An 18,804-nucleotide genomic window follows, 5' to 3' on the forward strand; every position below is an offset into this window, starting at 1 on the left:
TAAAACCTAAGATTTTAGATATTATGCTGCCATTAACATTTTAAAGTTTTCAAAAGTAGATACCTGCTCATTAGCTCCTACTATTTGTCCTTTTTGAATCATACGAATATTTTCAATACCAGCAATAGTTATCTTAGCACTACGGAAACTCTTAAAACCAAGCATTGGCTTAGTTCGTTTCTTAACAAATCTATGATCTTGTTCTATCAAATTGTTCAGATATTTATTTTGAAGTATTTTTATCTTTTGTTCTTTAGGTGAGTTTTTATTAAAGTCAGTAAGAGCCGAAGTATTACTACCACTCTTATCTATTACTACCTTTTTAGGTATATCGTTACTCTTAAAGGCTTTTTTAAAAAACGCCTTAGCAGCTGCAGCATCTCTACGTTTTCTTAATAAGAACTCAATAGTATCGCCACAAGAGTCGATGGCTCTATATAGATATACCCATTTACCATTGAGCTTAATATATGTTTCATCCATTCTCCAGCTATTGCCAATCGGTTTCTTACGTTTTCTAACCTCCCTATCTATCAAAGGAGCAAATTTAATTAACCATCTTTGAAGAGTAGCGTGATCTATTTTAGCACCTCTGATACTTGCCATCTCCTCAAGTTCTCTGTAACTTAACGAAAATCTACATTTCATATACACAAATAACATGATTATCTCAGGAGATGAACAAAATCCTTTAAAATACTTCAAAAGTTTTGGTGATATTGCAAATGGCATACTGCTAATTTTTTGGCTCTTTATAGCCTATATTACGACACTTGGCAATAGATGCGACAGAGCCCTATATTTTCTATTTCTGACAGTGATAAAATAATAGGAATTTTAACGTTAAGTTTAGGGCTATTTGAAATGGTCTCATTATTTACATAAGCATAGCAATCATCATAACGCCAGTTTAGGATAAGAGTGTAAGGAATAAAGATAATAAAGCAGGGTATTTACAAGAGAGGAGTGTTGAGTTACATAGATTTTGAATCAAAAAAATATGCACTCAACAATGAAAAGATGTATCATAACTCTATTTTGTATAATAGATAATTATTGTAAAGTTTACGAAGAATGGGAAGAAAGCAAATTAATACCCAGCGTTAGGAAGCGTAGGAGATCAGGGAGTTTAAGGCTTTCAGAACTATATAACTATAGTATTATATTTTTATATATCTCCATGCAAAGATTTTAAGAATTATTATTTATATCATCTATCATGTAAATATAGAGGATATTTTAGTCTTCCTAGTTACAGTCGGATAATCCAGTTGTGGCCAAGATTAGTATTACCTTTAACTATAATGTTACAATTATTTACAGGAGATGAGACTGGTATATATTTTGTTGATTCAACCAAATTATCGATATGTCATGCAAAACGTACAAATAATAATAAAGTGTTTAGTGGCATTGCTAAAATAGGTATGAGTAGTTACGGATGGTTTATGGGATTTAAATTACATATTGTAATTAATAATAAAGGTCAGATTATGGCAATTAAAATAACAAAGGGTAATGCTAGTGATTTATCTGCTGTAGACTCAATTACCAAAGGATTATGGGGTAAATTATTTGGAGACAAGGCTTATATTTCTAAGGAAATGTCCGCTAAATTATTTAGTCGTGGGCTACGGTTATTTACTGGGATTCGCAAGGATATGAAAAATCATTTATTAGATATAGAAGATAAAATACTCTTAAAAAGCAGATCAATAATTGAATCAGTATTTAATGTACTAAAAAACAGCATGAACCTTGAACATTCAAGACATCGCTCCCCTATTAATTTCTTAGTTCATATACTTTCTTGCGTAAATGCTTTTAATTTCAATAAATCTAAAAAATTTCTAACACTACTTGCTTATCCTCAGACCTCCTTATCCTAAACTGGCGTTCATAATTATTAAATCTATCAATAAAATTGATATTTAGTTTGTTGATGATATTTTCTTCAGGTATTTCTGTTTGCTTTATATAGCTGTTATCAGATAGTTTTATTAAAGCTTTTTCGTTTATATATTCTAATTTTCCGCTGCCTCGCTTTAAAAATTTTATTTTTTCACATTCATTCGCAATTATGTCAAAGAAATAGAATATTCTTAAGGAGTTAATAACATCTACAGCAGATAAAACCTTATTTAAAATAAAACCGTCTACTATTTCATCAATGGTAGAAATATCGATGCTTTGTATATCAATCCTGCATCTATTAGATAATTCAAGTATTATTTCAGCAAGGCTACAAGTGCCAAGTTTACCGTTAACCCAATGTCCCTTTTCCCATAAATGATTGTCGCTCCAAATATTACCATGTGGCCAAGCGGGGTAGGGGCGTGCATCCCATGTCCATAAGAACATCTCTTCTATATATTCTTGTGTTTGCCAATATTCTATAAACCCTTTAATAGCTATGCGTTGTGCTAAAAAATCTGTGCCTGCTGAGGAGTATTTAGGAGCACCGCCATCCGTACATTTAGGATCAAAAAACACATTAGGTTGATTGGAAGCTTTATCTATCGATGGAAAACCAAATTCAGTGAACCAAATTTTTTTCATTTTTGGTTGCCACGCTGTTTTATTTCCATCAGATACCGTCTTGGGTGTCAATAACTTTTTTCAAATTTTTCATATAAATCTTATCTAATTTTCTAATTAACGCGAGTTTCGAATTAATATAGCATAGGATTTAGCATATCAAGAGAGATGTAATAGAAGGTTTATTATCAGACATTTGATAATTTATCAGTGCTGCAAGCATATGCACAAAGGCATTTGTAACTGATCTATGCCTTGAATGTTCAAACTTCCCCAATAGTTTAATTTTACTAAACACAGATTCTATTAATGCTCTTTTAAGCAATAATAGGTTCTGTCAGATTCTTTGTGTAAGTACAATTTCTCCATTTGCCCAATTTTGTAAATTAGTATCACAAAGAATTGCAAATTGATTTAAAGCCATCGCCCAATTCTTAATAGGCATTGTCCATTTTTTAGAGGCATTTGTCAATGCCAAAAAGATTATTTTCTGAATCGATTTATCATCTGGAAATACTCCCTTATTTTTAATAATTTTACGAATTTGACGGTTAGTGGATTCAATAGCATTAGTAGTGTAAATCGCCTTTCTAATGTCTTCTGGAAAGCTAAAAAATGGAGCTATGCCAGACCAATTTCGTTGCCATATATCAAAAATAACTGGATATTTGTCATCCCATTTTTTGGCAAAGTTTTGTAATTCTCTTAATCCCTCGGCTTCATTTATTGCAGAATAAACTGCCTTTAAATCAGCTGTTACCGATTTTAAATCTTTGTATGATACGTATTTTACAGAATTTCTTACCATATGAACAATACACAACTGCACTATGGTTTTTGGAAAAATGCTATTTATCGCCTCCGGAAAACCCTTAAGACCATCAACACATGCAACATATATTTGTTCTACACCACGATTCTTCAGTTCTGTTACTACCTGCATCCAAAACTTAGAACCTTCATTCTTGCCTATCCAAATACCTAATAGCTCTTTCTTGCCTTCCATATTAACTCCTATAGCCAGATATACTGCTTTATTTATTATTACATGATTATCCCTGGATTTAACATGAATACAATCTAAGTACACTATAGGATATATACTATCAAGTGCTCTATTCTGCCAAACAGTAACTTCCTCTAAAATGCCATCAGTTATCTTTGATATTAACTCAGATGATACCTTGGTGGCATATAGTTCTTCTAAGTGCCATTGTATTTCTCGAATAGTCATTCCCCTAGCATATAACGATATTACTTTATCATCAAATCCTTCAAATTTTCGTACTCCTTTTGGAATTAGTTGAGGTTCAAATTCTCCTTCCCGATCCCTTGGCACTTCTACTGTCAATTTACGACCTTCTGGATCTATTAAAGTCTTTTCATAATTGCCATTACGTCTATTATCTGAATCCTTGGTATTCTTAGAATGCTTCTCATAACCTATATGAGCTTCCATTTCTTTCTCTAGAATCTTATTTACTATCTGCTTTTTAAATTCCTGAAATATCCCTTCCTTCCCAAATATCTCAGTTGGATCACTTTGTGATAGTATTTCTGATACTACTTTTTCTATAGTCGGATTTGATACTTTGCTCTTATTTTTCATATTAGCCTCATGTAAGTTGTTTTAATTAATTTTATTCTTAACTGTTTTTACAACTTACACAAACTTTCTGACACCCTCCAATAATATTTTATCCAACATAGACATAAGTTTATTTTTCATATTTTTCTTTACCCTAGTGACCATAAAAATTCCTTGCTCTAAAAGTTGTTGAAATAATTGTTGTGAAATATAACCACGATCTCCGAATACTTTACCAAAAAGATTTTTGATCATCAGTTCCAGCTGTTTTCTATCATCCTTATTGCTAGGGCTAAAAGATGCTTTAACTATACCACCGACCCTATTAATTATTAGATGTAGTTTAAGTTCATAGAACCAACCTTTTGTTGTCTTACTGCGTGCTGCTATGCCGGCGAACACTTTATTCATTGAAATACGATATCTCTTACATACCTCTATACTACTTGAATCTACAAAAGAAAAGCCGTCACACTGATCCAAAATAGAATTGAATATTAGTACTAATAGTGGTAAATGTGGACCTATTATTTTCATAAATTGACTATAGCTTACTAATTGAAAATCTCTTTGATGATGAATCCATATTTGCTTCAGATAATAATTCTTAAAACAATCATAAGATGACTGCCAGTAGCCTATTATAATTGTTATTACCTCACTTCTGTTAAGTCGACTTTTAGGACCAGATTTGTTGTTATGGTTAGTAATTGAATTTGTATGCTTTTCTAATTCTTGAAAAAAATCATCGACGTAACAAAATATTTCTGTAAAATCCATTATCATAGGTTATTGCTCTTAAAGTTTTTTCAATAACCTATAAACTTTTTTCTAATACTATTAAATACCATATTTTAATTAGCAATTTGTATTTTGTACTCACTTTATAACAAAAACAGTATTATCAATATCCCCGTAACCCACTGTTTATCAGCTATACAGCGACTTTTTGAATACGAAACTCGCGTTAATTAAATATTTGCATTAAAAAGAGTTTTAGTTTTAAGTACTCCGTAAATAATGTGTAGCAGCTTACGCATCACAGCTATCACTATCACCATTTTGGGTTTTCCTGTATCAGCCAAACGTTGGCTGAAATCTTTAATAATCGGATTAAATCTGATAGAAACTACAGCTGGCATATAAAAAGCTTTACGTAAATCTGCATCTCCTGTTTTTGATATTCTACCAACTCCACGTACAGAAGAGCCAGATTGTTTTGGCTTTGGATTAAGACCAACAAAAGCAGCTACTTGTTTTGCAGAATCAAAATTTTCTACACTTAGAAAAGCAAGTACTACAGCTATTGTTTTTTCTCCTATTCCAGGAATTGAAGCAAGTAGCTGTCTTTTATCATTTAAGTCCTCATGTTGCGTAATATGGTCAGCAATCAGTTTTTCTACCTCTTTGATACGTTCGTTTATAAAATCAATGTGAAATTGTATGTCTGCAGCTATTTCTGGATCTATGTCTCCAAGCCTGTTGCTCTCTTGTAGTTTGTTGGTAATTAGAGTATCTAAACGATTTACCCATTGCTGCAATTTTTGTATATGTATTGGTTTTTGTTGCCAAAGATCAGGTTGCATTGCCTGGCAAAATTGAGCGATTAACTGACAGTCAGCCTTATCAGTTTTAACACGAGAGAGTTGACTCATGGAAAAGCCTTTTATCCTTGCTGGATTTACTACACTAACTTTGAAATTATTATCATAAAGATATTGAGCTAATTTTGTTCCATAGCAACCAGTGGCCTCCATACAAACATGAGCAGTAAGGGCTTCTTTGCCTTTTAACCATTCCTTTAAACTAGAAAATCCTTTTGAATTATTATCAAATTTTTTAGTTTTTACTTTACTATTAATAAGCAGTGCTACATCAAATGTTCTTTTAGAAATATCTACGCCTAAAATTACGCTATTCATAAGTGACCTTTTGTGTTAATAATTAGTAGAATACTCACAGATCAACCTTGTACATACAGGCTCACTGATAATCTTCAAGGCCTAAGATACCGTCCGATCTTTTGTGAGTATGTGAAGGCTGGTTACTTATCTGATGGGCAGGATCATAGTCCTAAGGGCTACAACAGTATACCAACCTTCTACTTGGGTACCCCCAAGTATCCTCCAGTTATTCACTAAAGACAATATCAAGATACAAGAGCTATACTTGCTCCATATGGTTTAGAGCGTGGTTTAGTTAATCATTTTGTTATTGACGATAAATATATCCAACTTAATATTAACTACGGAAAAAATCAAAAATTTAAGTCTTATGGCGTTGGATTTAAAGCAAATAACTTAGCAAAATTTGATTTTATTTCTTTAGGTTTAGAAGCTGCTTATTGGAATCAGCCTAAAATGCTAACTGCTACTCCTTTAAAGGAAAAATGTAAAAAAGGTGGCTTTGGAGCTGTTAATTTTGAACTTAGTTTAAATGATACATTTAAAATAGTTGGTTCAGGTGGTTATAAAACAGCAGGATTTATAGAGGGTATGCCTTTAAAATCTTCAGCTATAGTTAGAGCGGGTCTAAAACTGGATTTATAAGCCTTAAAATAATGAGTACCAGAGATGAAAACCGCTTTTCATCTCTGGTACAAATTAAATAATTATTTTTATTATTCTTAAGAGGTATATATAATCATAATATTAAATAATGATATATAATTATATATGCTAACTATTTTAGAGAAATTTTTATTTTCCCCCATCAAAGCTTTTATTAATATTCGTGAAGATACTGCAGCTGCCCTTAAAAGGCTTGGTATTAGTAATATTCGTGATTTGCTATTTTATTCTCCTGTTTCTTATCAAACAAAAACATTATCACCTAATCTAACAGAGGTTAAAGAAGGAGATTTAATTCAAGTAGAAGTAATAATTGAAAGCGTTAATCTACCGAATAAAAGCCATCAGCCGTTAAGAATTACAGCAAGTAATGATACAGGCTCGTTGCTATTAGTATTTTTTCATAAACCACCCCCATTTATTTTTAATAAGCTGAAAGTTGGAACGAAGCATATTATTAGTGGTAAGGTACAATTTTTTGATCATCACTTACAAATTTCTCATCCTGAATTTATCGTTAATCCTAAGCTTACAAAGGAACTAGAACCTATTTATTCTTTGACATACTTAATTAGTAACAAGCAATTATATTCATATATCATAAAAGTAATAGATATGTTTGAAGAGAAATGTAAGAATGTGCAGGATAAAGAGGTAAAGGAATATTTGGATGAAGTGCTAGAGAGCTTGAAAGGGGTGCATGTTCTTCGTCATTGCGAGGAGGCATTTATGCCGACGCGGCAATCTAGTGATGTAAAATCATTAATTTCTGGATTGCCGCAGCCCCTAAAGGGGCTTCGCAATGACGATGTACATAAAAAATCCTTAGCCGCTAAAGAACTCATCGCCAATCAGATATCTCTTTTTAAGGCACGTACGCAAATAGTAGGAAAGCATGGTAATATTTACCCTAAAGCGGAGCAGGTTCAAGCTAATATACTAAATAGTCTTGGGTTTGAGTTAACTTTTTATCAGCAGCAAGTAATAGAAGAGATAGAGAAAGATCAGGCTAGCGGCATTGAGATGATGAGATTATTACAAGGTGATGTTGGATCAGGTAAAACTTTAGTAGCCCTGCTTACCATAACGAATGTAGCAGTTGCGGGGTTTCAAGCAACCTTAATGGCACCGACTGACTTACTTGCCAATCAGCATTATGAGTTTTTTATTAGAGCTTTGAAAAATACCGATATAAAAATTGGATTACTTACCGGTAAAATACTTGGCTCGGCTAGAAAAAATATTATGATGCAGCTTGAAAATGGTGAAATTGATATATTAATTGGCACTCACGCTTTATTTCAAGAAAAAGTAAATTTTAAGAAGCTCGGTTATATAGTGATAGATGAGCAGCATAGATTTGGCGTGCAGCAAAGACTTGATCTAATAAGTAAAGGTAAAAATCCCGATGTTTTAGTTATGACCGCAACACCGATTCCAAGAAGTCTTGCTCTTACTATGTTTGGGGATATGACTATATCTAAGCTTCAAGGAAAGCCCAAAAATCGTCTGCCTATTGCAACAAACACCATGTCTATCAATAAAATCGAACATATTATAGAAGCGATAAATAAGAAGCTTGTTGCAGGCGAGCGAATATATTGGATATGTCCATTGATAGAGCAGGCAAAAACCTCCGATGTCATACCGCGGCTCGACCGCAATATCCAAAAAACAACTGATAATGCTAATAATTTTGACTGGATCCCGTGGACAAGCCACGGGATGACATCAGAGGAAGAAGATAGACTATTAATGGATGTAATGAATCGTTTTAATTCGATTGAGAATATTTATGCAGGATGCAGCGGTATTATTCATGGTAAGATGAAAAATGAGCAAAAAGATGCTGTAATGAAGCAATTTAAGGATGGAGAAATTAAGATATTAGTTGCAACAACTGTTATCGAGGTTGGGATAGATGTGCCTGAAGCAACATTAATTATTATTGAGAATGCCGAAAGGTTTGGACTTGCTCAGCTCCATCAGCTGAGAGGTAGAGTAGGGCGTGGTAGTTTACAATCATATTGTATATTGCTATATAATCCTAAAAGACTTGGTAAAGTTGGGCGTGGTAGATTTGAGATAATGAAACAAACTAATGACGGATTTTATATTGCCGAGCAGGACTTAAAACTTCGTGGTAGTGGTGAGATTTTAGGTGTAAAGCAAAGCGGTGAGATGGATTTTTTCTTTGCTGATTTAGCAAGAGATTATGACCTGTTACTTAAAGCTAATAAGTTTGCTGAAATAGATGCAAATGGTAATGCAGAGTTTATTGATTTCCAAATTAAACTATTTGCAAAATCGCAGATTAGCGAGTTTGTATAACTGATTGTCATTGCGAGGAGTGTAGCTTTGATGCAATCCCAGGACATTCTCATAAGATTGCCACGCCACTTTCAGTGGCTCGCAATGACGAGTTATATAAAATTTATTTGCTTTTTTCTCTGAATATTGTTAGTATTACTGCGATTATACTGGCTGGGTAGCAAAGTGGTAATGCCGTGGACTGCAAATCCTCTATTCGTCGGTTCGATTCCGACCCTAGCCTCCATCTAAAATTAAAAATTTTATGGAATTTATTTCACAATTCCTAGAAATGTTACTCGCTGAGCGAGCATTATCAAAAAATTCCATACTTAGTTATAAGCGTGATTTATTAGATTTTCATAATTATCTTGCCAAGCAAAAATTATCAGAATTAAATATTACTACTGACAATATTAGAAATTGGGTTGAGTATCTAGCAGAAAATGGTTTGCAAGCTCGTTCTATTAACCGAAAAATATCAACTATAAAAAGTTATTATGAATTTTTAATTAGTGAAAACCATACTAACTTAAATCCTTTACTAAATATAGATTTACCAAAATATCAAAATAAACTTCCTGAAATATTATCTATAGATGATATTAAATCATTGCTTGAATATTGCTCGCAAGATACTTCACCTGAAGGTATCCGGCTTAATGCAATGATCCACTTGCTGTATGCTAGCGGTCTTAGAGTCTCAGAGCTTGTTAGCCTTAAACTCAGCGATATTTTAAGTAATAAAGTGTCAAGAGAGGTAAAAAAAATATTTTCCGTACTTGGTAAAGGTAATAAAGAAAGAATTATAGTAATAAATGAGCCGGCTATTAATAGTCTTGTTAAATATTTAGCAGTTAGAGATAACTTTGTAAATAAAACAAAACCAAAAAATCTTATTTACTTATTCCCTTCTTCATCTGCTGCCGGTTACATGACTAGGCAAAATTTTGCTATCCTCTTAAAATCGGCTGCTCTTTACGCTGGGCTTAATCCTGAGCATATTTCCCCGCACGTATTGCGTCATAGCTTTGCAAGCCATTTGCTTGAGGGCGGAGCGGATTTACGTGTTATTCAAGAGCTATTAGGTCATGCTGATATCTCTACTACTCAAATTTACACTCATCTTCAAACCAACCATCTTAAAAAAGCATTGTTACATCATCCCCTCAGTAAAAATTAAAATATTTTAATTATTGTATAAAATTCTTGCTAATATTTACTAACTATGCATAATACGCTTTTTTGATATTCAAGGAGGATAAATGAAATTTACTAAATTTTTTTGTATAACAGTTGAGAGTGATGATAATGAGTATGATATAAATTATATTGCAGAACATATAATTTATAATAGTAAAAGCAAGAAAATTACGTTAGAAGATTTACAAGAACTACAAAAACTATCAAATTTACCGAAACATATAAAACAATTATTTCTATTGAATTTAGAAAGTAAAATATCTGATGAAAGGTTACATAGTCTTAACGAAAAAATAATGGAGCATGCTGTGGGTTTATCTGTTTCTGAAGATCTAAGTTTTTTTCTACGCAAATCAGATGATTCTATATTACGTAACTTACTTTATTTAGAGGCAATAAGAAATAATTTTACCGCTGAATTTAATGAAGAAGGAGATCTAACAATTAATTTTCCTAATTCAATATTGCAGCTTTATAAACTATTAGTTAATAATTTTTATTTGAAAAAGTTTAAAGATGATGAAACTCAGAAAAAAATATATAATTTATATCAAAAAAATTTAAAAGATGAAAGTAAAGATGAGTTAGAAAATCATTATGTTAAACAGAGCTTAGCAGAAAGTACAATGTGTTTATTTATAAGTAAATATATTAATGAGCATGATCTAAATAAAGTATTTAAGTTGCCTATATTTAAACGCAAATTAGATAATTCATTAGAATTAGGATATCCAGACAATAAAGATACTAGAGTAATAGTAGTTAATAAAGTATTAAATGATATAGATAGTATTTATATTAGTAATTTAGCATCTTCAGATATTTTAGAATCAGTAATGTATAGTAAATTAGATGATGAAATAATTACAGTAAAAGTTTTAGGAACTATTGAAACAGAATTATGACCTACGAGCTACTATCCTAAAATTTTAGTGATATAGTCAGTAAAAATTCATGGTAATTAGTTTATTACATATTTAATATAATTGTGTCATTAAGTTATTACCATATATGTTAAAAGAATCAAAGAAGAGTCAAAATTCTATTACAAATAAAAATCTAGCAGATTTAGTTATTGAAGAATTAGAAAATGAGAATTTTGATTTAAAAGTTTTAGAAAAAATACAGCAAGCCTTTAGTACTGCAAGTAAGCAAAAGCAGAGAGAAGCTTTTATATCTATTATAAATACAAATCTTAAAAATAATCAGTTACATAAATTAAATAGGGCAGTAATGGAACATGCAAGCGAGCTAATGCCGGTTAATGACCCGAATTTTGTTTGTCGTACTACTGATAATAAAATTTGGGGAGAATTATTATTATTAGAGGCAAAACGTCATGGTATGAAAGCCGAACTTAACTCCAAGTCAGAACTACAGCCTCTTAATATCAAAAATATACCTCAAGAAATATTAAACCATTATTTCGTTCTCAAACAAAAATTTTATCCCCAAAGGGATTCCAAAGACTCAATAGATAGTAGGATTGCTCAAAGTATTAATTTTCTGCTATATGCTCCTCTTTTTCGAGAAATAAAAGAATATGAGAAGTTATCTGATATGGATAAACTGATCGCAGAAAGTGACATACGAAACCCTAACGGCAAATATGTTCAAAATTTGGTAGAGAAAAAATTAGCAGCATATATAGAAAAGCATTCTAATACTCAAGAAAAATACGAGAATAAAAAAAATGAAGAAAAAGAAGCTGAAATATCTTCAATAATTGAAACATCAATAGGAAAGTTAGAGCAAAATAAAAAAATAGCTATTGAAGGTCAACAACGAGAGAAAATTAAGAGACGTATATCTAGATTTTTAGAAGAATTTTCAATTGAATTACTAACTTCTAACAAAAAAAAGTTAGTAGATATAATCCATCAAGAGCTTTATCAAAAAAGATCTGTATGGTCAAAAATAGTTAATTATTGCGGTATAAAATATTATAAGATTTCAAAAGAAAACCTTAAAAATATAAAAGAAGTAATAGGTAGTAAAATTTGTTACTTTACTATGAAACCAGAAGTAAGAAAGCAGTTAGAGCAGCTTTCAAAGCAGCTACATAAATCAGGTGCAGTAATATCTTCAGTTGATAAAGATAAGCAGAAAAACCTAAAAGAATTAAAGGAAAATTTTAAAGAATTGAAGAAATTAAAAAATCCAGTATTGCCGTCGAAAATTAAACAAACTAAATCTAAAACAAAAGCAAATCCTCCCCTGCCTAAAATCTAGAGCTTTTTATTTATGCTATACCAGAAAGACGTGAGCAAGACTTAAAAAGGTGAGAAAACCTAAAGCATCGGTTAGGGTAGTCAGAAAGACGCCAGAGCCAGCAGCTGGGTCAATATCGAAATAGTGCAGTAATATCGGAATAGCAGAGCCAAATAACCCTGCTACCAGAAAGTTTAAGATTACAGCAATAGCAAAAATTACGCTAAGATTAAGGTCCATCAGCATCACAAAGCTAAGTCCTGCACCGATGATTGCTAGCACAAAGCCGTTAAAACCCGATACGGCTATTTCTTTCAAGATTATTTTACTTACGTTACTATAATGAATATCTTTATTGGCAAGTGCTCTAACCGTAACTGTCATAACTTGCGTACCTGCATTGCCGCCCATAGAGGCTACAATAGGCATAGTAGCTGCAAGTGTTACAAGCTTTGCAATAGTATCATTAAAATGATTAATAATAAGCGAAGTCATGCAAGCGGTAATCAGATTAACAAATAACCATGGAAAACGATGTTTTACAGTGTAAAAGAAGTTAAAGAAAGTATCTTGTGTATGCACACCGCTTAGCGATAATATATCCTTTTCGGCTTGTTCTTCAATAATATAGATTATATTGTCAATAGATACGCTACCAATTAATTTACCATTTTTATTGACTACTGGTACTATAGTTAAAGCATATTGTTTAAAAATGAAACTAAGTTCATTTAAATCGGTGAAACTATCAGCCAGTTTAAAATCTTTACTCATTAAATTTTTCACCAATTCATTTTTTTCATGCTTAATTAAAGTACTAAGCGAGATGATACCGATAGGACGCAGTTTATTGTCTGTAACAATAGCAGCGTGGAAGTCATTTTTGACAGTTTTTATAAAATTTAACGACTCTTTAACAGTCCAATTTTCTTGAAGATTAACAAAGTCTCGCTCTATTACCCTTCCTACTGTATTTTCTGGATATGTACACCCAATAGTGATTTGATGTTTTTTTTCTTTAGAAAGATTGCTTAATATTAAATCTTTAATATCATCATCTAAGTCAATTACAACTTCAATAGCATCTTCTATATCTAGCTTATCAATTAATTCTGCTGATTTTTTTATGCCAAGAGTTTCTATTATTAAAGGTTTGCTGTAAGCATTTAGTGAAACTAAAGTTTCAGGTTTGATTTTGTCTTGTAGTAGTGGAATGATTATTTTGTAGATTTTAGGACTTAAATTATCTAAGAAATCAGCTAAATCAGCATAATGAAGTTCTGCAAGCCTACTAGCCGCAGCATTATAATTATGATCTTCTAATAAATCATTAATTTGATCAAAAATTTCAGCAAATTGATCATGATGATCAGGTAATATGCTTTTGAACATACTGAAATTAGGCATAATCCCTTACCTATAGTCAATTGATTTGAACGCATGTAGCAGGTTGTTCGTCGTCTTGCCTATTATTATAAGCTCTACCCTCACGCCTGTCACAAAATTCAACTGAATTGACTATAATAGTCTGGCTTGCAGACTTATTTAATTATAATTATTTACTGGTTAGCTAGGTTTGACGTAGAATGGTGTACGATTTGTTAATCAATATAAATTATAGAACAAAAATAAGCAATAGTTTTTTAACTATGCTCAATAATAGAACCTCGTTTATCTACTCATTTAAATTTATTAGATATATACTTATAATAGAAAAGCTTGTATAATGCTCCCTTATTAGTTACAATAATAAAATTATGTCAGATAGAAAAGAGCATGATAAGTTTTTTCAGCAAGCTTTAGCAAATCCATTAATAGCTAAAGAATTCTTTGAGGAATATTTACCAACTGAAATAAAAGTTTTATTCTTACCCTCTACTTTGAAATTGGAAAATGATAGTTTTATAGAGCCAAGCTTAAAAGAAACTATTACAGATGTTTTATATTCTGCTAAAATTAATAATAGAGATGGTTATATATACATTTTGTGTGAACACCAAAGTAGTTCCGACCCTCTTATGGCTTTTCGCCTGTTTAAATATATGTTAAATATTGCTGAAAGACACTTAAATTCGCATCCCGATTCTAAAAAGTTTCCTTTTATATATCCGTTAGTATATTCAAATGATCATAAAAAATATACTGCTCCTTTAAATTTGTGGGATTTATTTGAAAATAGCGAGTTGGTAAAAGAAACTTGGAGCAACGATTATCAACTAATCAACTTGTTTGATATTCCTGATGAACAATTAAAAGAAAGATCTTGGCTTGCTCCTTTACAAATTCTAATGAAATATATAAATGAGCCTGATTTATTACCAAGATGGAAACAACTAGCCGATACTTTATCGGTGTTTGCTGACTCTAATAGTGGAGTCGATCATATAAAATCAGCTATATCGTATACTTTGACTAAAATAAAAGAAGATGATAAAATAGAATTAGAAAAAATACTTAAATCACATTTAAATCCTAAATTAGGAGCAAATATTATGGGAAGTTTAGCACATCACTGGGAGCAACAAGGTATTGAAAAAGAAAGAGCCAAAAGTAAAATAAAGTTAGAAGCTAAATTAAAAAAAGAAAAATTTACTATAGCTAAAAAGATGCTAATAGATAAAGAACCTATAGCAAAAATTATAAAATACACTGATTTAAAAAAAGAAGAAATTGAGAAGTTAAAGTAAATTTAAAAGTCAATGATATGGTGCGGTCGAGAAGACTTGAACTTCCAATCTTTTTACAGAACAGCACCCTCAATGCTGCGCGTCTACCAATTTCGCCACGACCGCTTAAAGCTTCTTATATAACAGATTATTAGTATAACATCAATAGTATTTGTTATGACCGTCATTGCGAGGAGATTCGCAGAATCGACGTGGCAATCTCAGGAGTATCATACTATTTTACGAGATTGCCGCACTCGCTTTGCTCGCTCGCAATGACGTCATCAAGACAAACTTACTACAAAACTTGGCATAACCGATTATTTTTCAGCTGCTTTTCTTAAATTAGATAGCTTATCATCAATATTATCAAACTCGAGGTGATAATCTCTAGAATTACCTGTTAAAACTAAACCTGAATCTATGCCAAGCCAATTAGCTGCAAGTATATCAGTATAAAAAGTATCGCCTATCATTAATATACGATTCTTAGTTACACTAGGACATTCTTGTAAAACTTTGCTATATATCTCTTCGTAAGGTTTACCGCTATAGATTACTTTACCGCCTAGCTGTATTATTTTCTGAGCATAATAACCGCTACAATATCTATAAATTCCGTGTTGATTTATCCCAAGGTCAGGATTAGCACAAATATTGACTATCTTGCGTTCTACGACAATTTTAAATAGCTCATCAAATTCGTTTAAATCTAAATTTTTACTTTCATCTCTATAAATTGTCATTAGGAGAATATTAGCTTTTTGAATATCATCAGTGATAGGGCACTGTATGCCGTTTATGATATCATTTTCTAGATGACCTAAATGATATATTATCGGCTTTTCAATACCAAAACGCTCTTTACTCTCTAAAATCATCTGTACAGCTACTTCACCAGAGCTAATAATCATTTCTGGCTTAGCATTTAATCCCCAAGATTTGAGTGTCTGATGTAGAGAGAAAATATTTCGTGGAGCATTAGTAACAAAATATACTTTTTTCTGCTCAATAATTTTATTAATATTCTGCACAACATTAGGGTAGGTGTGACCACCTTCGACTATTACGCCCCAAAGATTAAACAAAAATACGTCATAATCATCCATCACATCAAAAATATTTTTTAACTTTAATTTATCCATTGTTATCTCATCATATTTACATTTACTAATCTGATAAGTTCCGTTATAGTTATTTTTATTGTCTCTAGCAACAAATAAAGTATACTCGTTTTATTTATCTTAATAATATAATATGTCGGAATTTGAAGAAAAGTTGAATGAATCATCATATGGTGCTGATTCTATTAAGGTTTTAAAGGGTCTTGAAGCTGTAAGAAAAAGACCAGGAATGTATATCGGTGATGTCGGTGACGGATCTGGTTTACATCATATGATTTATGAGGTAGTCGATAATGCTATCGATGAAGCATTAGCCGGTTATTGTGATTTAGTAAGAGTCGTTTTAAATAAAAACGGCTCGGTAACCGTATCTGATAATGGGCGAGGTATACCTGTTGAGATTCATGAGGAAGAAGGTATATCGGCAGCTGAAGTAATTATGACGCAGCTACATGCCGGTGGTAAGTTTGATCAGAATTCTTATAAGGTTTCTGGTGGTTTGCACGGTGTTGGTGTGTCGGTCGTAAATGCTCTTTCTGATTGGCTTGAGCTACGTATTTGGCGTAATAATACAGAGCATCTTATTAGATTTAATAACGGGATAACAGAAGCACCGCTTGCAGTTGTTAAAGAAAATGTAGACAAAAAAGGTACAGAAGTTACTTTCTTCCCATCAGTAGAAACCTTTACTAATATAGAATTCGATTTCAATATAATAGAACATCGTCTTCGTGAGCTTGCTTTCCTAAATTCTGGAGTAAAGATTTTACTAACAGATAATAGATTTGAAGAGGTAAAAGAAGTAGAATTTTATTATACAGGCGGAATTGAAGCTTACGTAAAATATTTAGATCGTGCAAAACACGCTGTTCATTCATGTATCGTAGTTAATGCAGATAATACTGAATCTGGTATAAGCCTTGAGCTTGCTATGCATTGGAATGATTCTTATCATGAGAATATATTGTGTTTTACCAATAATATTAGACAACGTGATGGCGGAACTCACCTTAGTGCATTTAAATCAGGGATAACACGTGTTATTACCGCTTATCTTGAAAATACCGGTCTTAATAAAAAAGCGAAAAATGCTTTTAGTGGAGAAGATACTAGGGAAGGGTTATGCTGCGTACTTTCTGTTAAAGTGCCTGATCCTAAATTTTCCTCCCAAACTAAAGATAAGCTGGTAAGTTCTGAAGTAAGACCGATTGTTGAAAATGCTGTTTATACGAAAGTTCTTGAGTGGTTTGAAGAACATCCAGCCGACGCAAAGCTCATTATAAACAAAATTATAGAGGCAGCTAATGCTCGTGAAGCTGCTAGAAAAGCAAGAGAATTAACTAGAAGAAAATCAGTATTAGAAGTATCGAACTTGCCAGGTAAGCTTGCAGATTGTCATGCCAAAGATCCGGCAGTTTCTGAATTATTTATAGTAGAGGGAGACTCAGCGGGTGGTACAGCAAAGCAGGGTAGGGATAGCAAAATTCAAGCTATATTGCCTCTGCGTGGTAAAATCCTAAACGTTGAACGTGCAAGGTTTGATAAAATGCTTGGCTCGGATCAAATTGGTACATTAATTACAGCTCTTGGAACAGGTGTTGATAACCGAGAATTCTCTCTTGAAAAACTAAGATATCATAAAGTTATTATTATGACTGATGCTGACGTTGACGGGTCACATATTAGAACTTTATTACTTACGTTCTTTTACCGCCATATGCCAGAGCTAATAAATAAGGGATATTTATACATAGCACAGCCACCTCTTTATAAGGTAAAGAAAGGAGCAAGTGAGCTTTACTTAAAAAATGAGCAAGCACTGCAAGATTATTTAGTAAAATCAGCAATTAGCGATGCTACTTTAACTTTAGATAATAAAGAGCAGCTGGCAAACGAAAATCTAGAAGAACTAATGAGTAAAGTCATAAAGTTCAATAGCTTACTTGATCATGCTAGCAAAAAATTTAACCGCTCTATCACTGAAATTTTGGCAATTAATGATCTACTTAACAATAAAATATTTAATGATGAAAGTGATTCAAGACTTAAAAAAGCTTTAAATGCATTAAATAGTTTAGAGCAATCACCCGATAAAACAGATTGGGAAGTTTTAAAACATGAAAACAAAATAGAATTTTTCCGTTTTAGTAGAGGCTTAAAAGAGCGTAAAATTTTGCTAAGAGAGCAGTTAGAATCATTCGAATTTATAAATATATCAAAACTTGCTCTAACAATTTTTGATATATTTAATAAGCAATTAAAGCTAGTAGTAAAAAACCAAGAATTTGATATTTTAACTCCTAGCATATTGCTAAATACTATTATAGATTGCGGAAAAAAAGGCATCAGCGTTCAACGCTTTAAAGGACTCGGTGAGATGAATTCAGATCAGTTATGGGATACTACCCTTAACCCTGAAAGAAGAACTTTATTGCAAGTAAGAGTTGCAGAAATCGATGAAGCTGAAGGTATATTCTCCACGCTAATGGGTGATGTAGTCGAACCTCGTAGGCAGTTCATACAATCGAATGCATTGAACGTTGTAAACCTGGACGTATAGTATACTCGTTTTATTTGAAAAGTTGGCTACGTTG

General features: G+C 32.1%; 14 protein-coding genes, 2 tRNA genes and 2 pseudogenes. 10 read left to right on the forward strand and 8 right to left on the reverse strand.

Going from position 1 to position 18,804, the window contains the following annotated elements; translation table 11 throughout:
* Positions 1–21 precede the first annotated feature (21 nt).
* Entirely contained in the window at positions 22–732 is a 711-nt protein-coding gene (locus AAGD54_RS04770; RefSeq protein WP_341794245.1) for an IS6 family transposase, read from the reverse strand.
* Between the two features lie 440 nt (positions 733–1,172).
* Between AAGD54_RS04770 and AAGD54_RS04775 the strand changes: the two genes are divergently transcribed.
* Positions 1,173–1,889 (forward strand): IS982 family transposase, encoded by a 717-nt coding sequence (locus AAGD54_RS04775; protein ID WP_341795139.1) that lies wholly within the window; start codon positions 1,173–1,175, stop codon positions 1,887–1,889.
* Here the strand turns inward: AAGD54_RS04775 and AAGD54_RS04780 are convergent.
* The 4 genes from AAGD54_RS04780 to AAGD54_RS04795 form a co-directional block, all read right to left on the reverse strand.
* On the reverse strand, positions 1,840–2,610 hold the full coding sequence (locus AAGD54_RS04780) for a glycoside hydrolase TIM-barrel-like domain-containing protein (RefSeq protein ID WP_341794246.1): 771 nt from the start codon (positions 2,608–2,610) through the stop codon (positions 1,840–1,842). The genes AAGD54_RS04775 and AAGD54_RS04780 overlap by 50 nt on opposite strands.
* Before the next feature lie 265 nt (positions 2,611–2,875).
* Positions 2,876–4,147, reverse strand: coding sequence for an IS256 family transposase (locus AAGD54_RS04785; protein WP_341794247.1), 1,272 nt, complete (start codon positions 4,145–4,147; stop codon positions 2,876–2,878).
* Positions 4,148–4,201: 54 nt separating this feature from the next.
* Entirely contained in the window at positions 4,202–4,906 is a 705-nt protein-coding gene (locus AAGD54_RS04790) for an IS982 family transposase (RefSeq protein ID WP_341794248.1), read from the reverse strand.
* 191 nt (positions 4,907–5,097) lie between these two features.
* Entirely contained in the window at positions 5,098–6,048 is a 951-nt protein-coding gene (locus AAGD54_RS04795) for an IS110 family transposase (RefSeq protein ID WP_012152859.1), read from the reverse strand.
* A 438-nt stretch (positions 6,049–6,486) separates the two neighbouring features.
* On the opposite strand from AAGD54_RS04795, the gene AAGD54_RS04800 reads away from it, so the two are divergent.
* From AAGD54_RS04800 to AAGD54_RS04825, 7 genes and pseudogenes are all read left to right on the forward strand, one after another.
* Entirely contained in the window at positions 6,487–6,675 is a 189-nt protein-coding gene (locus AAGD54_RS04800) for a hypothetical protein (protein ID WP_041804889.1), read from the forward strand.
* A 126-nt stretch (positions 6,676–6,801) separates the two neighbouring features.
* Positions 6,802–7,401, forward strand: a pseudogene (locus tag AAGD54_RS09455) (ATP-dependent DNA helicase RecG); the annotation flags it as partial.
* 111 nt (positions 7,402–7,512) lie between these two features.
* Positions 7,513–9,027, forward strand: a pseudogene (locus tag AAGD54_RS04805) (ATP-dependent DNA helicase RecG); the annotation flags it as partial.
* Positions 9,028–9,178: 151 nt separating this feature from the next.
* Positions 9,179–9,253, forward strand: a tRNA-Cys gene (locus AAGD54_RS04810).
* 18 nt (positions 9,254–9,271) lie between these two features.
* Entirely contained in the window at positions 9,272–10,189 is a 918-nt protein-coding gene (gene xerD, locus AAGD54_RS04815; RefSeq protein WP_341789137.1) for a site-specific tyrosine recombinase XerD, read from the forward strand.
* 82 nt (positions 10,190–10,271) lie between these two features.
* Positions 10,272–11,114 carry a DUF5410 family protein gene (locus AAGD54_RS04820; protein WP_341789138.1) on the forward strand — a complete coding sequence of 281 codons (843 nt, stop codon included), beginning with the start codon at positions 10,272–10,274 and terminating at the stop codon, positions 11,112–11,114.
* 106 nt (positions 11,115–11,220) lie between these two features.
* Positions 11,221–12,441 carry a DUF5410 family protein gene (locus AAGD54_RS04825; RefSeq protein WP_341794250.1) on the forward strand — a complete coding sequence of 407 codons (1,221 nt, stop codon included), beginning with the start codon at positions 11,221–11,223 and terminating at the stop codon, positions 12,439–12,441.
* Between the two features lie 15 nt (positions 12,442–12,456).
* Here AAGD54_RS04825 and mgtE read toward each other — a convergent pair whose 3' ends face one another.
* A complete protein-coding gene (gene mgtE, locus AAGD54_RS04830; protein WP_341789140.1) occupies positions 12,457–13,827 on the reverse strand; it encodes a magnesium transporter in 1,371 nt (456 codons plus the stop codon).
* Positions 13,828–14,177: 350 nt separating this feature from the next.
* On the opposite strand from mgtE, the gene AAGD54_RS04835 reads away from it, so the two are divergent.
* A complete protein-coding gene (locus AAGD54_RS04835; protein ID WP_341794251.1) occupies positions 14,178–15,107 on the forward strand; it encodes an Rpn family recombination-promoting nuclease/putative transposase in 930 nt (309 codons plus the stop codon).
* 18 nt (positions 15,108–15,125) lie between these two features.
* On the opposite strand, the gene AAGD54_RS04840 is transcribed toward AAGD54_RS04835, so the two are convergent.
* Both AAGD54_RS04840 and AAGD54_RS04845 read right to left on the reverse strand, forming a co-directional pair.
* A tRNA-Leu gene (locus AAGD54_RS04840) sits at positions 15,126–15,212 on the reverse strand.
* A gap of 194 nt (positions 15,213–15,406) precedes the next feature.
* Positions 15,407–16,231 carry a TIGR01459 family HAD-type hydrolase gene (locus AAGD54_RS04845; protein WP_341794252.1) on the reverse strand — a complete coding sequence of 275 codons (825 nt, stop codon included), beginning with the start codon at positions 16,229–16,231 and terminating at the stop codon, positions 15,407–15,409.
* Positions 16,232–16,343: 112 nt separating this feature from the next.
* On the opposite strand from AAGD54_RS04845, the gene gyrB reads away from it, so the two are divergent.
* Positions 16,344–18,770, forward strand: a complete 2,427-nt coding sequence (gyrB, locus tag AAGD54_RS04850) for a DNA topoisomerase (ATP-hydrolyzing) subunit B (RefSeq protein ID WP_341794253.1) — start codon at positions 16,344–16,346, stop codon at positions 18,768–18,770.
* The last annotated feature ends 34 nt before the right edge of the window (positions 18,771–18,804 follow it).

The sequence above is a fragment of the Rickettsia endosymbiont of Rhinocyllus conicus genome (assembly GCF_964026465.1).
Lineage (GTDB): Bacteria > Pseudomonadota > Alphaproteobacteria > Rickettsiales > Rickettsiaceae > Rickettsia.

What these genes read in the sequence shown, in the direction of transcription:
- AAGD54_RS04785 (WP_341794247.1), bottom strand. Translation starts at nt 4,147, where the DNA reads ATGAAAAATAAGAGCAAAGTATCAAATCCGACTATAGAAAAAGTAGTA.
- AAGD54_RS04835 (WP_341794251.1), top strand. Translation starts at nt 14,178, where the DNA reads ATGTCAGATAGAAAAGAGCATGATAAGTTTTTTCAGCAAGCTTTAGCA.
- mgtE (WP_341789140.1), bottom strand. Translation starts at nt 13,827, where the DNA reads ATGCCTAATTTCAGTATGTTCAAAAGCATATTACCTGATCATCATGAT.
- gyrB (WP_341794253.1), top strand. Translation starts at nt 16,344, where the DNA reads ATGTCGGAATTTGAAGAAAAGTTGAATGAATCATCATATGGTGCTGAT.
- xerD (WP_341789137.1), top strand. Translation starts at nt 9,272, where the DNA reads ATGGAATTTATTTCACAATTCCTAGAAATGTTACTCGCTGAGCGAGCA.
- AAGD54_RS04825 (WP_341794250.1), top strand. Translation starts at nt 11,221, where the DNA reads ATGTTAAAAGAATCAAAGAAGAGTCAAAATTCTATTACAAATAAAAAT.
- AAGD54_RS04800 (WP_041804889.1), top strand. Translation starts at nt 6,487, where the DNA reads ATGCTAACTGCTACTCCTTTAAAGGAAAAATGTAAAAAAGGTGGCTTT.
- AAGD54_RS04795 (WP_012152859.1), bottom strand. Translation starts at nt 6,048, where the DNA reads ATGAATAGCGTAATTTTAGGCGTAGATATTTCTAAAAGAACATTTGAT.
- AAGD54_RS04820 (WP_341789138.1), top strand. Translation starts at nt 10,272, where the DNA reads ATGAAATTTACTAAATTTTTTTGTATAACAGTTGAGAGTGATGATAAT.
- AAGD54_RS04845 (WP_341794252.1), bottom strand. Translation starts at nt 16,231, where the DNA reads ATGGATAAATTAAAGTTAAAAAATATTTTTGATGTGATGGATGATTAT.
- AAGD54_RS04790 (WP_341794248.1), bottom strand. Translation starts at nt 4,906, where the DNA reads ATGGATTTTACAGAAATATTTTGTTACGTCGATGATTTTTTTCAAGAA.
- AAGD54_RS04770 (WP_341794245.1), bottom strand. Translation starts at nt 732, where the DNA reads ATGCCATTTGCAATATCACCAAAACTTTTGAAGTATTTTAAAGGATTT.